Below are 13,227 nucleotides of genomic sequence, written 5' to 3' on the forward strand. Positions count from 1 at the left end.
TTGACCGTCGTCTCCAGAGTAGCCGTCAACGGCTGTCAACTCCCGCCAGTGCAGGCCTCATGGCAAGGATGGTGAGACGGACCCCTGCGACCGCTGACACGGACCCGGGGCGTGGCCCACGCTTCGAAGGAGCGCAGACTCATGCACTGTATCGCCCAGTTCCTCGAACTGCTGTGGCGGTTCTCCCGACCCTCTGTGGGCCGTCACCGGGCGGCCGTCCGGGCACCGGTCGCCGAGTACCCCGATACGCCGACGTCGCCCTTGCCGCGTGTACGTGTGGGGCTGCGGGTGCCGGTGCTGCGGGGTGAGGACAGTGCACTGGTGCGCCCGTATCTGGCGGCGTACGAGCGGCAGGAGAAGGAGGGTGAACAGACGTCCCGTCGCCGGGTGTTGCTGCTCGCGCTGCACGGCATCGACGTGGGCCCGTGCGTCATCCACGGGGTGGCGGTGGGCCGGTGAACGCCACGGACGAGATCGCGTGGCAGAGGCGCGTGACGGAGGAGACGCAGCCGGTCGGGCTGGGATTGTGCTGGGAGCCGACGCCCGGGAGCACGGCCCGCAACTGCACGTTGGGCAACGGCCATGCCGGGGACCACTTCCACGAGTACTCGGGGGTGCGGTGGGACCACAGAGGCGGTCGGTCGTGACCGCGTCCGGGCGGCGCGAGCCGTATGCGCTGCTGACACTGCGGGTGTCGCGGGACGGCGGGCGGACCTGGGGGCCGCAGCGGGTGATCCCGAGCATTGCCCCGCTCACGCCGCTGCTCACGAGCCAGTGGCCGCTGTGCGAGTGTCCTCGCTGCGCCCCGGGACCGCCACGGGTGGTGCGGCTCGCGGTGGGCGTCGCTCCGATCACCGGCGCGGACGTACTAGAGGTCCAATGGTCCAGGGGTCGGAATGGTGTTCTGTGCGGTGGCCGGGAACATCAGCCAGGCGCCGCCGCTGATCAGAACCAACGTGACCATCCCCAGGGCGAGGCGCAGTAACCCGAGGGCACCATCCCACTCATGGGGTGCTCCGAAGGCGATCCACAGGCCCAGGGTGATGCCGAGAAGGAGCGCGGCCACGGCGCAGGTGCGACGCCAGACGAGGTTCATGCGCCCATGTTCGCAGCCGAGCTCCTGGGAGTGCGTGGTCCGGTCGGTACCGGCGTTCCGGACACGTCTTGGAGTGGGTAGGCGGGCGGCTGGGCGGGACGACTTCGTCCCGCCCAGCGTTACGTCAGACGTGCTGCTGTTTGGCGGCCGGGGGCAGGAGGCAGGGAGTCGCGACGATGAGCACCAGCAAGTTCTCGGTTACATCCCCGGCCGATACGAAGTGGTGCTCCTTGGGGTGGGTGGCGTCGACCAGATTGGCTGGATCCTTGCTCGGGTCGGACCGGTAGCCCTGGATCTTGAAGCCCTGGTCCTTGAGCGTGTCGCGGATGGCCCGGATGGCTTCCGCGTGCTGGGCGCGGGGGAGCGTGGCTCGTACCGAGTAGTGCAGTGTAAAGCGGCCATCGTCGGCGGACTCGCCGTTTTTGCCGATGCAGTTGCTGTAATCCGCTGTCGGGTTGGCGGTCTTGGGATCCAGCGTGGCCTTCGCCGTACGGGTCATGGAGTCGGTCCAGTGCTTAGCCCACTCCTCCGCCTTCTCCTTGCTCATACGGGGCAGCGGAGCATTGGCTTCCTTCTTGTCAGACATGCAGCCTCCCAGCAGCAGCGCCAGCGCCAGCGCGGCAGCGCTCCGGCGTAGTAGGGGTGTGGTCCTGAGCATCAGCCCGTGCCTCCGTTCTCTGGCTGCTTGCCCGCGATGATGCGGCCCTGATTCTCCAGGCTTTGGCTTCCGTCGTCCCAGTAGCCGCTGTGGCCGCTGGTGTCGACGTACATCCGCTGTGCCCCGAATCCGGAGTCTTTGGGGTCGGCGCCGAGAGACGCGCCCGAGAACAGGTTGGAGACGAAGTCGTCGCTCGCCGCGGCGACCCACAGGTGCCGTGGGTCTATGTGTAGCTGGTCGGCGCGTTTGACGGTCATGCCGGGACTCCCGAGTACTACCGCGTCGTCGGCGCCCAGGCCGTCCCCTCCGACGTCGGCGGCGCCCACGGTGGTGGAACCGTAGCTGTGGCCCAGCACAGTGAGGTGGGTGGGCCGATCGCCTTGGTGCGCGGTGCGCAGGCCGTGGTTGAAGTCCCGCAGTCTCCCGGCGCCCTCCTTGGCCCGGCCGTCCGTGGTGATGCCCCGGAGGCTCAGATCGGCGGAACCCACGCTGTCCGTATTGAGTTCCGGGGCGTTGTAGTCGAGCCAGGACACCACCGCGACGTCTTTGGTGCCATTGGTGCCGTTCCACCGGCCAGCCGCGCTCTGCAATTTGCTGGCACGGTCGATATCGCCGCCCGCGCTGTCCAGTTGGTGACTTGTCCCAGGAACGAAGACGGCCGTGTGCTTTGCCGTATCAGGGTTGCCGACTGAGATGACCGCCGTTCCGTCTTTCGAGAGGCCGTACTTGAGCAGATAAACCTGCTTGTCCGGGGGCGCCACATCCGCTTGGTTCAGCTTGTCCTTGAGCTTGCTCAGCGAGCCGTACAAGTACCGGTCGTGGTAGCCGAGGCTGCCCTCGCGCAGCGCGTAGTCGTTGAGCTGCATGTCCAGGGTCGTGCGGTTCGCCGCGTCCCGGGTGGTGGTGGGCAGGCCGTCCAAGTGGCCGATCTGCTCGGGGAACGCGGCGAGGTACATCTGTCGCTTCTCCAGGTCCAGCCCGGACCACCAGTCCGCCGTCTGCTGAGGGTTCTTCCCGTCCGGGATGGCCTTCTTGTCGATGCCGAGGAATTCCCCGACCCGTACGGCGTCCTCGCGCGCGTGGTCGGCGCCGTAGCGCTTGTCCAGGTCGAAGGGGTCGATCTGGTAGAGGAGTTCGGCCGCTTGGGTGCAGACGGTCGAGGCTTCCAGAACAGCCGCGTCGATGCGGGCCCGGAAGCCGCCGAGTCCGGCGTTCGCCTGCTGCTGTACGCCTTGGTAGTCCGGGTCGTTGTGGTACTTCGGATCGACCGCTTCCACCGCCTCCACCCAGCCGTCGTCCCGGACCTTGTGCCCGGCCTTCTCCGCGTCGGCGACCGCGTTGCGCAACTTGCGCTGGGATTCCTGCATACGGGTGCTGAGCGCGCTCAGGACGGCGTGGATGAGCTGGGCGTCGGTCTTCCCCGTGCCGAGCTTGCTCTCGGTGGCTTCCAGTGCAGCGAATCCGTAGTCGGCGCCGACACCGGCCCAACCGACCTTGTGCAGCGGCCCCGATACGTGCCTCCCACTGCCCGTCTGGGTATCACCCAGCTTCTTGGCGAGATTCCGCCACGATTCGGCAGCGGCTTCCAGCTCGGCGAAGCTCTGATGGAGCAGTTGGGCGAAGAGTTCCGACATGCTGCGGTCACCAGCCCTTGAAGCAGTCGCCGACGTGTATGTCGTTGACGCTGTGATGGTCGGCGAGTAGACGCAGCCCCTCGGCGTGCTCGGTCAGCCGCCCCTGCAACGTGGTGAGCGCATCGCCCCAGCCGGTGCCGGTGGCGTCCAGCCTGGCCCTGACCGGCCATGCTTTCAGTGAGGCAGCGGCGGCAGCGGTGTCGTCGATCGCCTTCTTCAGTATCGGCCGCAGATCGGTGACCAGACTGTCGGCCGCGCCTGCGGAGGCTTTGAGCTCGCTTGCGGAGATGTTGAGGTCATCCGCCATTGGTTCTTCCCTCCCCCTGAGTACACGCGCTGCCGGGCCTGCCTGCTCACATGGCGCGAGCTCTGCCCTCCCGGCCCGGGCGTCCCCCCCTGTGACTGTGAGAACGACCGTAATGTGCGCCCTGCGCGCCTGCGCAAGCGCGAACCATTGCCTGACCGAAAAAGATGCGGTCGCGCTTAACACCGATGTGGCCACCCGCGCAAGAGCCCCGGGGCTCAGTCGGCTCAACAGCCCACCTGTGCATGGACTCAGAGGGAAGAGGGAGGCTGCCGGGTGTCAGTGGTGCTGGCTACAGTTACTTTTAGAGGCGCGGGGAAACAGGGACGGGGAAACGGGGAGGCGGCTGTGGCGCAGAACGGTGGGGACGGCGGGGACATCGCGCCCGGGGTGACCGCGCTGGCACCGGTGCTGGGGCTGATGCCGGGCATCGGTGCGGCGGCGGGCGCCGCCGTGGTGGCCGCGGCGGACCTGGCCCGCGAGGCCGAGTCGATGATGACGTTCAAGAAGCGGGTCGACGGGCTGCTCACCGAGCTGAACGAGTCGGAGGCCTCGTCGACCAAGATCGGCGCCGACCGCCTCGCCAAGTCGGAGCTGGGCCCGGACGACTTCAAGGAGAGCGCCTTCCTGTACGGCGCGTACGAGGTCGTCCACGAGCGGATCGGCCAGCTCTCCAAGGCGCTGGGCATGCAGATCGAGGGCCTGTGCATCGCCGTACTGGCGGCGGAGAACGGCTACGACGGCGTGGATGCCGACGTCCGTGACCGGATGCGCGCGATCAGCGGTGAGCTGCAGAAGCAGTACCAGGAGTACGGGCCGGGGCCGTCGGGGACCTCGACGCCGGGCACGCCGCCGCAGACCACGCCGGACAAGGGCGCGACGGGCGGCACGATCTGATGTATCCGTACGTGGCGATGGTCGCGTACGCGACGGGGGACGACGGGAGTCGGGGAATGGCGGTGCGACGAGATGGCTGAGAACAAGGACCAGGGCGGCGGGGACGCTCCGGGCGAGGCGCCGAAGGCGCTGCTGGTGGAGCGTACGGACTTCGAGACCAAGTCCCACCAGGAAATGTGGGCCATGGTCCAGGGGATGAAGGGCGACTCCGCGGACGGCCTGGCCAAGAAGCTGACGAAGGCGTCCACGACGATCACGAAGATCGGTGACGACCTCAAGCTGCACATGAGCCGGGTGGTCTGGCAGGGCGAGGGCGCGAAGGCGTTCACGGACTGGGGCCACGACGCGGCCATGGCCACGCTGGAGCTCGGCAAGTACAGCCAGGACGCCTCCGGTTGGCTCGCCTCGGTCTCCCACGCCATCACCCAGGCGAAGTCGGCGGTCCCGGCGTACGACCCGGCCCTCAAGCAGCAGGCCACCGACACCCACAACGAGTTCATCGCGGCCCACCACGACCCCGACAGCCAGCAGGAGGCGCGCGACGCGTCGACCAAGCTGGCCGGGCTCAACCAGAAGATGGAGGGCCAGCGGCAAGACGCGATCCGCGAGCTGAAGCGGCTCTCGGATGTGTATGTGCAGTCGGGCGAGCAGGTCGCCGCGCTCCGCCCGCCGGTGTTTCCGCCGCCGCCGGCGGCGTTTGTGCCGCCGGACTACGACCGCCAGGGGATGCAGTACGTCCAGGGTGGCCAGACCTCCTCTGCCCGAGGGGGCCGGACTTCGACTGCGCAGACCGGCGGTCACCTCTCGACCCCCTCGGCGACGACGCGCAGCACTTTGGCGACGCCACACACCGTGACCCCGGCTGGGCTGACGACGACTCCAACTCACGTACCTGACCATCCTGTTGGTACGGCGATCGATGGCGTCAAAACACTGCCGCCGCCCGCTCATGTCGCTCCCACCGGTCCGGTCACCACCCCCGCCCCGCCGACTGTCGGCAGGCCGGACGTCGGTCCGATGCCGCCCATTGGGATCCCGCCCACATTCACCGGAGGCGGGAAGAACGGGCTGCCGGAGCCCGGTGTCCCGGGGGGACGGCAGGCGACGACCGGCGGCCTCCGTGGCCCGGCGCTCCCGGGGCGGAGCACCGTGGGCGGCCTGCCGCCGAGCGCGCCGCGAGAGACCGGCATCGTCGGTGGCCGCCCCGTGCCGCCCGGTCAGGGTCGGCCGACGAGCGGCATCCCGCGCAGCACCGTCATCGGAGAAGAGGGGCGCCCGGGGCCCCAGGGGAGCACTCAGGGCCGTCCGCCGATGGCCCACGGCCCTGGCGGCCACATGGGCGGCGGTGGCGGGAGCCGGTCCGGCTTCTCCGGCGGACGTCGGCTGGCGGGCGAGCCCGGCGGCATCGTCGGCGGTCGCCCCACCGAGCCCGGCGCCCGGAGCGGTCGCCCGTTCACGGAGGGCGGCTCGGGTCTCGTACGCAATGGCGCTGCCGAAGGCGAACCGCGAGCCGGTCGGTCCGGTGGCCGGGGGATGATTCCGCCCGGCATGCACGGGGCCGCCGGGCGGCGGGACGAGCGCGAAGGCGAGCGGCCGGACTACCTCACCGAGGACGAGGAGACCTGGCAGCAGAGCGACCGCCGTATTGTGCCGCCTGTAATCGACTGACCTCCGCGAAGGAAGCGCATGCCTACCAGCAGCCATCGAGCAATGAGGCACGGCCGTGCCGTGTCCGTCGTCCTTGGGGCGCTGCTGGTGGGCGTTGCCGCCACGCCCGCGCATGCCGAATCGGTACGTCAGCAGCAGTGGCATCTCGATGCGATGCAGGCCGAGGACATGTGGAAGGTCAGCACCGGCAAGGGGGTCACGGTCGCTGTCGTCGATACCGGCGTCGACGACAGTTTGGCCGACCTCCAAGGTCAGGTGCTTCCCGGTCTCGATCTTTCGAAGCAGGGCGGTGACGAACACACTGACAGCAAGGGCCATGGCACCGCGATGGCCTCCCTGATCGCAGGCACTGGCAAGAGGTCGGCGGCGGATGGCGCATATGGCCTGGCCCCCGGGGTGAAGATCCTGCCCGTCAGGCTGCCGAAGGCCGATGAGGGGTCGAAGCTTGCGGACGTCCCTATGTTCGTCAAGAAGATGAGCGAGGGCATTCGCTACGCAACGGATCACGGCGCCAAGGTGATCAATGTTTCGCAAGGTGCGCCGGAGGGGTCGGACGAGCTCACCAGCGCGGTGAAGTACGCCTTGACCAAGGGAGCCTTGGTTTTCGCCGCTGCGGGCAATAGCGGGGACACGGGTAACCGGTTGGAGTATCCGGCTGCCACGCCGGGCGTCGTGGGCGTCGCAGCCGTCGACAAGAAGATCGAGGCGACCAAGGAGTCCGAACACGGCTCACAGGTCGATCTCGCGGCTCCAGGCGAACAGATCGTCAGTGCGTGCACCGGCGGTACGGAGATCTGCTCCGGACACGGTACGAGCGGGGCCACCGCCCTAGCCTCCGCCTCCGCCGCCCTGATCTGGTCCAAATACCCCCAGTGGACCAACAACCAGGTCCTCCGCGTCATGCTCAACACCGCAGGCGGCCCCAAGAACGGGGACAAGCGCAGTGACTACATCGGGTACGGGGTCGTCCGCCCCCGTATCGCGCTGAAGACCCCCGGCGACCCGGGCCCGGCGAACGAGTGGCCGCTGCCCGACCTCGCGGCGGCCAACTCGCCCTCCCCGGCCGCCCCCGCCTCCCCGTCCCCGTCCACCTCGGGCAAGCCCGCGCCCGCCACGGCCGCCTCGGATTCCGGGTCGGGTGGGGGAAGCAACACCGGCCTCTGGGTCGGCGTGGGCGCGGCGGGGATAGTGGTCGCGGCCGTGGCCGTACTGCTCGTACGGTCGCGACGCCGTACGGCATAAAGCAGCTGGGTACATCACGGCCACGGGCAACAGCCGTCGGCGACCGGTCAACCCGCCACCCCCGTCCCAGCCATTCAGGTGGGACGAAACGGCCATGAACTCCCATAGCCGGACCGTGTGCTGGCGCGAACCCCTGCCCCTCCCTACCGTATGGAAACGGTAAAGACCTGTCCTGGAGGTCGGCGAGCGGGGGACCCGTATGTCGTTCGAGGAAGAGTGGCGTCAGGCGCACGCCAATGCGGCTGCGAACGCCGCAATGCGCTTGAACGGCGCGGGTGACCGACACACGGACCGCGCCACCGATCTCATCGTGCGGCGCGACGACCTGGGCGTCGTCGGCGGGGACGCGTACAAGCTCCACGACAGCCTCAAACGCGACGGCCACCACGCCCACGAGTCCACCCACACCGCGGCCACCGCCCTCACCACCCGTAACTTCGCGTGCGGCGCGGAGCTGGCGAGAGTCCGCGACAAATGGGACAGCCAGCTCAGGACGCTCCGCGACGCGTGCGCGCAGATCTCCAATCACCTCGACTACTCGATGGCCGCGCACGCCAAGGACGACGAGCACATCGGCGGCGAACTGCTCGCGGTGTCGCGGATCAACGCGTACTTGAAGTAGCGGGAGCGCAAAGGGACTTCAGGAACTCGGGAATTCACGTACATACATGCTCACTTACGAAGACGTCACCAACGCCCCCGTCGACCAGCTCAAGGCTGCCGTCGACGACTGGTCCGAGATGGCCACCCGGCTCAAGACCCTCGCCGAGGAGGCTCGTAAGGGCCTGAAGGCGCATGCCGACAAGGCGGACTGGGCGGGAGTGAACGCGGGCGTCAGTCGGCAGTTCATCGGCAAGACGGCCAAGGAGTTCGAGGACGCGGCGGCGCAGGCCAAGGGGATTCATGCCGTACTGGCCGACGGATGCGAGGCGTTCAAGCGGGCCAGGGACGAGTTACGGACCCTCGTCGACGGGTCGGAGAAGGCGGGCATCGTCGTCGACGCCCGTGGACACGTCACCACCCGCTACTCCGTCTCCGGCGAGTACGCCGCCCGGCACGCGGCGCCGGGCGTCTCCATCGATGTGAGGCGGCAGGACAACGACGCCGTCGCGCAATGGCAGCGCCGTATCAAGGCGATCGTGGAGGAGTGTGGCGAGGCGGACGAGTCGTTACGGCGGGCGCTGGCGGCGAACGGCGGGGGCGAGCGCGACTTCGCCGCGCCGAAGTACAGCGGACTGGAGGACGAGAAGGCGGCTCGGGCCGTCGAACTGGCCGGTAAAGCAACGGGAGTTGGGGGCGTCGCGCGTAACGCCGAGGCCCTTCGCCAACTCCAGGAGCTCGTGCACGACAACGCGAAGGATCCGGAGTTCGCCACCGCCTTCTACCGTCGGCTGGGCGCGGACGGCACGCTTGAGCTGTACACGAAGATGTCCCTGGACGCGACGGGCCTCGGCGCGGCCGGGCGGGACAGGGTCGCGATGGTGCACGGTCTCCAGGACGACATGGGCGAGATGCTGGCCGCCGCTACGGATCCGAAGGCGCGCGGCCACCTCGATGGCACCTGGACCCTCGACATGATGCGGGCGGGCCACAAGCGCATCGATATCCCCGGGGTCACGAGCATCGGCGCGAAGGTGTACGGGTACCAGGCGCTGGGTGCGTTGTTGCGGCACGGCCGGTACGACAAGGAGTTCCTCGTCCCCATCGGGCGCGACATGGTCGGGATGGAGCACCAGGACCCGGGCATCTGGGAAGGGAACCTGCCCACGGCCCAGGCGATGGCCTTCAACCTCGACAAGGGCGGCGGCCGCGGCTTCGACCCCATGACCGGCCTGATGCAGGCCATGGGCCACAACCCGCAGGCGTCCGCGGCCTTCTTCAACGAGCCCGTACGCGAGGACAGCAACGGGGACGGGATCGTCACCACCGACGACGAGCCGGTCTCCGGTGACCAGGGGCGCCCCCAGGGAATGGTCGACTACGCCCTCGCCCGCAAGCCCACAGCGGACTGGTTCGACAACGCGCCTACTGATGGCCCCCTTCCCACTCCGCTCCAGACCGCGACCGGCAACGCGCTGGAGGCGGCGGTTACGGGACGGGTCGCGGGGGACACCCACGCGAGTCCGGTGGAGCACACCGAGGCGATGGCGAAGGTTATGGAGCGGGTGGTGGCGAAGGTCGGCGACGATCCCCAGCTGCTGGAGGACGGCGATGACGGGCTGCCCGGTCAGCTGACCGGTATGGCAGGGAACTTCGGGAACATGGCGGCCGAGTACATGCCGGACATGCAGAAATCCATTGAGAACGGTGCCCGACTGCACCATACGTTCGGGCATCCCGCCGCATTTCAAGCCCGGCAACTTCAGGACTTCCTGGGAGCCGTCGCGCAGGACCCGGACGCCTATGGGGCGATGAAGACTGCCCAGCAGGCGTACACCACCACCTTGGTGCACAGCGTTGTCGAACATCGGGCTCAGTATGACGAGCTGGATCAGGCTGTACGAAACGCAGTGCATCCAGGCGGTGTGGTTGCCGGAATCATGTCGGAGGCCCGAGCCGAGGCCGTGCACGATCAGCATTCCGCCGACGATGAGGCATTCAACAAGGCGGTCGAGAACAAGTTGAAGTGGAGCGATCGCATCATTGATATGGCAGGCAGCAAATACATCGAAATGCTCCCTGTCGGTGGCGATGTCGTCGAGTGGATTAAAGACGACGTCAACGAGGCCGCCCTTGAGAGCGCCAAGAAGGACACCACCGATGAAGCCCGAAGGGAAGCCGCCGACGGGTACCTCGGGGCGCAGACCGCCGCGAAGAGTTCTGCGGAGGCGGCGGTCCGATCGGCCTGCAAGGGGTCAGGAATGAGTCAGACGAACATCGACAATCTGGCCGGAGCCGCATCCACCGAAGCATCTGTCGCGCACACTGTCGGAGCTACGCGGAAACTGGCCGCTCGTGGCTGATCGCCGCAGGCGGCGCCTTGCTCCCATGATCGTGGTCGTCGCGCCGATAGCCCTGATGTTCACCTCCGGGTGTGGTGCGTCCGCACCGGACATCCCCAAGGCCGCCTGCTGGGGCGTGTTCGGTCCGGAGGACCTACGGGCGCTGGTCGACAAGGGCTCCGACGTCACGTATCGGCAGAATCAAAGCGTCCGAATCGTCTACCCGAACGCCCGGGCGGCGACGTGCACTGTGGCCGCCAAGGACGGCCCGTTGGTCGGCGTCACCGTGGAACGTTCCAGGGACAAATGGGGTGAGTCCAGCGGTAAATGGGAAGGCGCCGGTCTCGATGCGGCGAAGGTTGGTAAGCCAGCCGTCGTCACGCGCACGGAAGCGAATCAGTACGTCACCTGCGACCGCTCCGCATTCCGCCGACCGGCGACCGCGTGGGACCCCAATGCCGAGCAGACCCTGCATCTCCGGATCGAGGCGCATCGCGCGCCCGATGCGGAGGCGAGCCGCACCGCGCTGAAATCCATGGTCGATGATCTCGCGCGGTACGTGCATGGTGAACTGGAGTGCGGCAGGAAATAGCGCGCTCGCGCCATATGGAGGCCGTGGCGGGAATTGAACCCGCGTTACTCGCTTTGCAGGCGAGCCCCTGAGCCACTCGGGCACACGGCCGTGTGCTGACTTCTTTGACCGTAGGGGGTGGGGGCGGGCGGGGGAAGGTGCGGCGGTGGGGTGCAACAGGACTGCCATGTTGCGTTCATGTGGTGGGGGAGTGGTCCGTGGGGCGTACGACCAAATGCTGAGCCGACGTACCTTCTTTTGACAGGGGTCATTCGCGCTGTTGCCTCTTACTCTGGGGCCATGAGTGCCCTTGAATCCCCTGACACCCACGTCGAAGTCGAAGCCCTGGATCGTGGAGTTCCCGCGCCGCGTTTTGACGGCGTGCTGGGCAAAACGCATCGGGCGCTCAGCATCGGGACCATCTCCGTCGTACTGCTCATCGCCTTCGAGGCGACCGCCGTCGGGACCGCGATGCCGGTGGCGGCGCGGGAGTTGGACGGGGTGTCGTTGTACGCGTTCGCCTTCTCCGCGTACTTCACGACCAGCCTGTTCGGGATGGTCGTCGCCGGGCAGTGGGCCGACCGGCGGGGGCCGCTGGGGGCGGTCGCGGTGGGGGTGTCCGCGTTCGGGGCGGGGCTGTTGCTGTCGGGGACCGCGGTGAACATGTGGACGTTCATCGGTGGGCGCGCCGTGCAGGGGCTCGGGGGCGGGCTCGTCATCGTGGCGCTGTACGTCGTGGTCGGGCGGGCTTATCCGGAGCGGCTGCGTCCGGCGATCATGGCGGCGTTCGCGGCGAGCTGGGTGGTGCCGTCGGTGGTCGGGCCGCTCGCGGCGGGGACGATCACCGAGCGGCTGGGGTGGCGGTGGGTGTTCGTCGGGATCCCGGTCCTGGTCGTGTTTCCGCTGGCCCTCGCGCTGCCCGCGATACGCCGGATGGCCTCCGGGCCTGCCGATCCGGACGCGCCGGTCGAGCCGTTCGACCGGCGGCGGATCCGGCTGGCGCTGATGATCTCGCTGGGGGCGGGGCTGTTGCAGTACGCGGGGCAGGATCTGCGGTGGTTGTCGCTGGTGCCGGCGGTGGCGGGCGGTGCGCTGCTGGTTCCCGCTGTCGCGGGGCGGCACGGGCTGTTGCCGCGCGGGACGTACCGGGCCGCGCGGGGGCTGCCGTCGGTGGTGCTGCTGCGGGGGATCGCGGCGGGGTCGTTCATCGCGGCCGAGTCGTTCGTACCGTTGATGCTGGTGACGCAGCGGGGGCTGTCGCCGACCATGGCCGGGTTCTCGCTGGCGGCGGGCGGGGCGACGTGGGCGCTCGGCTCGTACGTACAGGCCCGGCCCTGGGCCGAGCCGCATCGGGAGCGGCTGATGGTGGTGGGGATGGTGATGGTGGCCTCGGCGATCGCGTCGGCGCCGAGTGTGCTGATACCGGCGGTGCCGGTGTGGGTGGTGGCGGTCGCGTGGGGCGTGGGGTGCTTCGGGATGGGGATGGTGATCGCCTCCACGAGCGTGCTGCTGCTTCAGCTGTCGGCGCCGGAGGAAGCGGGGGCGAACTCTGCGGCGCTGCAGATCTCGGACGGGCTGTCGAATGTGCTGCTGCTTGCGGGGGGTGGGGCGGCGTTCGCTGCGCTGGGGGGTGGGGCTGTGGGGGGTGCTCATGACGTGGTGGCGTCTGCGTCCGCTGGGGCCGCGGGGCATGGTGGGGCGTTTGCGGTGGTGTTTCTGCCGATTGCGGGGGTGGCGTTGGTGGGGGCGTGGGTGGGGCTGCGGTTGAGTTCCCCCACCCCGCCCCTTCCCTGAACCCTGCCGGGGGCGGGTGGGAGTGAGGGCGGTCACCCGGGGGCTACGCCCCCGGACCCCTTCGCGGGGCCTGCGGCCCCTGCACCCCGCTGGGGTGGGTGGGTGAGCGGGGCTCCGCCCCGGACCCCCCGTTCGTCTGCGGATCGTGCTGGGTTGCTCGCGCAGTTCCCCGCGCCCCTCAGAGGGCCCTTCGGGCCCATCAAAGGAGGGCCCGAAGGGCCCATTCAGGGGCGCGGGGAACTGCGCGACCAGCCCCCACCGGCTCGCAGGCAAACGCACCCGGCCGCCCGCCCAGGGCTTTCGGGAAGGGGCGGGGTGGGGGACCGCCCCGCCGTTGTGAACCCGCTCTCACCCCGCCCCCCACCCGCCCCGCCGACCCCGGATCAAGACCGCCCCACCGGTAAGGTGGCCCGGTTGTCGT

Annotated in this window: 12 protein-coding genes and 1 tRNA gene; 8 read left to right on the forward strand and 5 right to left on the reverse strand. The window is 68.9% G+C overall.

The window, feature by feature from the left end:
* Positions 1–141: 141 nt before the first annotated feature.
* Positions 142–459 carry a hypothetical protein gene (locus ACT1U9_RS19470; protein ID WP_444533981.1) on the forward strand — a complete coding sequence of 106 codons (318 nt, stop codon included), beginning with the start codon at positions 142–144 and terminating at the stop codon, positions 457–459.
* A gap of 409 nt (positions 460–868) precedes the next feature.
* On the opposite strand, the gene ACT1U9_RS19475 is transcribed toward ACT1U9_RS19470, so the two are convergent.
* The 4 genes from ACT1U9_RS19475 to ACT1U9_RS19490 form a co-directional block, all read right to left on the reverse strand.
* A complete protein-coding gene (locus ACT1U9_RS19475; RefSeq protein ID WP_444533982.1) occupies positions 869–1,096 on the reverse strand; it encodes a hypothetical protein in 228 nt (75 codons plus the stop codon).
* Positions 1,097–1,220: 124 nt separating this feature from the next.
* Positions 1,221–1,682, reverse strand: a complete 462-nt coding sequence (locus ACT1U9_RS19480; protein WP_444533983.1) for a hypothetical protein — start codon at positions 1,680–1,682, stop codon at positions 1,221–1,223.
* Positions 1,683–1,753: 71 nt separating this feature from the next.
* Positions 1,754–3,388, reverse strand: coding sequence for an alpha/beta hydrolase (locus ACT1U9_RS19485; RefSeq protein ID WP_444533984.1), 1,635 nt, complete (start codon positions 3,386–3,388; stop codon positions 1,754–1,756).
* 7 nt (positions 3,389–3,395) lie between these two features.
* The gene (locus ACT1U9_RS19490; RefSeq protein WP_444533985.1) at positions 3,396–3,695 is read right to left on the reverse strand and encodes a hypothetical protein; all 300 of its coding nucleotides are present in this window, start codon (positions 3,693–3,695) and stop codon (positions 3,396–3,398) included.
* A 345-nt stretch (positions 3,696–4,040) separates the two neighbouring features.
* Here ACT1U9_RS19490 and ACT1U9_RS19495 point away from each other — a divergent pair, with 345 nt between their 5' ends.
* The 6 genes from ACT1U9_RS19495 (at position 4,041) to ACT1U9_RS19520 (ending at position 11,033) form a co-directional block, all read left to right on the forward strand.
* On the forward strand, positions 4,041–4,589 hold the full coding sequence (locus ACT1U9_RS19495) for a hypothetical protein (RefSeq protein ID WP_444533986.1): 549 nt from the start codon (positions 4,041–4,043) through the stop codon (positions 4,587–4,589).
* A gap of 72 nt (positions 4,590–4,661) precedes the next feature.
* A complete protein-coding gene (locus ACT1U9_RS19500; protein ID WP_444533987.1) occupies positions 4,662–6,257 on the forward strand; it encodes a hypothetical protein in 1,596 nt (531 codons plus the stop codon).
* Between the two features lie 18 nt (positions 6,258–6,275).
* Entirely contained in the window at positions 6,276–7,499 is a 1,224-nt protein-coding gene (mycP, locus tag ACT1U9_RS19505; RefSeq protein ID WP_444533988.1) for a type VII secretion-associated serine protease mycosin, read from the forward strand.
* Between the two features lie 256 nt (positions 7,500–7,755).
* Entirely contained in the window at positions 7,756–8,121 is a 366-nt protein-coding gene (locus ACT1U9_RS19510) for a hypothetical protein (protein ID WP_444533989.1), read from the forward strand.
* Positions 8,122–8,167: 46 nt separating this feature from the next.
* Positions 8,168–10,462 carry a DUF6571 family protein gene (locus tag ACT1U9_RS19515; RefSeq protein WP_444533990.1) on the forward strand — a complete coding sequence of 765 codons (2,295 nt, stop codon included), beginning with the start codon at positions 8,168–8,170 and terminating at the stop codon, positions 10,460–10,462.
* 25 nt (positions 10,463–10,487) lie between these two features.
* Positions 10,488–11,033, forward strand: a complete 546-nt coding sequence (locus tag ACT1U9_RS19520; protein WP_444533991.1) for a hypothetical protein — start codon at positions 10,488–10,490, stop codon at positions 11,031–11,033.
* Between the two features lie 15 nt (positions 11,034–11,048).
* On the opposite strand, the gene ACT1U9_RS19525 is transcribed toward ACT1U9_RS19520, so the two are convergent.
* Positions 11,049–11,123: transfer RNA gene (locus ACT1U9_RS19525), tRNA-Cys, on the reverse strand.
* A 189-nt stretch (positions 11,124–11,312) separates the two neighbouring features.
* On the opposite strand from ACT1U9_RS19525, the gene ACT1U9_RS19530 reads away from it, so the two are divergent.
* Positions 11,313–12,806, forward strand: a complete 1,494-nt coding sequence (locus ACT1U9_RS19530; protein WP_444533992.1) for an MFS transporter — start codon at positions 11,313–11,315, stop codon at positions 12,804–12,806.
* The last annotated feature ends 421 nt before the right edge of the window (positions 12,807–13,227 follow it).

The sequence above is a fragment of the Streptomyces sp. BR1 genome, assembly GCF_052373795.1.
Classification (GTDB): Bacteria; Actinomycetota; Actinomycetes; order Streptomycetales; family Streptomycetaceae; genus Streptomyces.

Excerpts from the sequence above, each read along its gene's own strand:
- ACT1U9_RS19475 (WP_444533982.1), bottom strand. The coding sequence starts at position 1,096 with ATGAACCTCGTCTGGCGTCGCACCTGCGCCGTGGCCGCGCTCCTTCTC.
- ACT1U9_RS19510 (WP_444533989.1), top strand. The coding sequence starts at position 7,756 with ATGCGCTTGAACGGCGCGGGTGACCGACACACGGACCGCGCCACCGAT.
- ACT1U9_RS19520 (WP_444533991.1), top strand. The coding sequence starts at position 10,488 with ATGATCGTGGTCGTCGCGCCGATAGCCCTGATGTTCACCTCCGGGTGT.
- ACT1U9_RS19500 (WP_444533987.1), top strand. The coding sequence starts at position 4,662 with ATGGCTGAGAACAAGGACCAGGGCGGCGGGGACGCTCCGGGCGAGGCG.
- mycP (WP_444533988.1), top strand. The coding sequence starts at position 6,276 with ATGCCTACCAGCAGCCATCGAGCAATGAGGCACGGCCGTGCCGTGTCC.
- ACT1U9_RS19490 (WP_444533985.1), bottom strand. The coding sequence starts at position 3,695 with ATGGCGGATGACCTCAACATCTCCGCAAGCGAGCTCAAAGCCTCCGCA.
- ACT1U9_RS19530 (WP_444533992.1), top strand. The coding sequence starts at position 11,313 with ATGAGTGCCCTTGAATCCCCTGACACCCACGTCGAAGTCGAAGCCCTG.
- ACT1U9_RS19470 (WP_444533981.1), top strand. The coding sequence starts at position 142 with ATGCACTGTATCGCCCAGTTCCTCGAACTGCTGTGGCGGTTCTCCCGA.
- ACT1U9_RS19480 (WP_444533983.1), bottom strand. The coding sequence starts at position 1,682 with ATGTCTGACAAGAAGGAAGCCAATGCTCCGCTGCCCCGTATGAGCAAG.
- ACT1U9_RS19485 (WP_444533984.1), bottom strand. The coding sequence starts at position 3,388 with ATGTCGGAACTCTTCGCCCAACTGCTCCATCAGAGCTTCGCCGAGCTG.
- ACT1U9_RS19515 (WP_444533990.1), top strand. The coding sequence starts at position 8,168 with ATGCTCACTTACGAAGACGTCACCAACGCCCCCGTCGACCAGCTCAAG.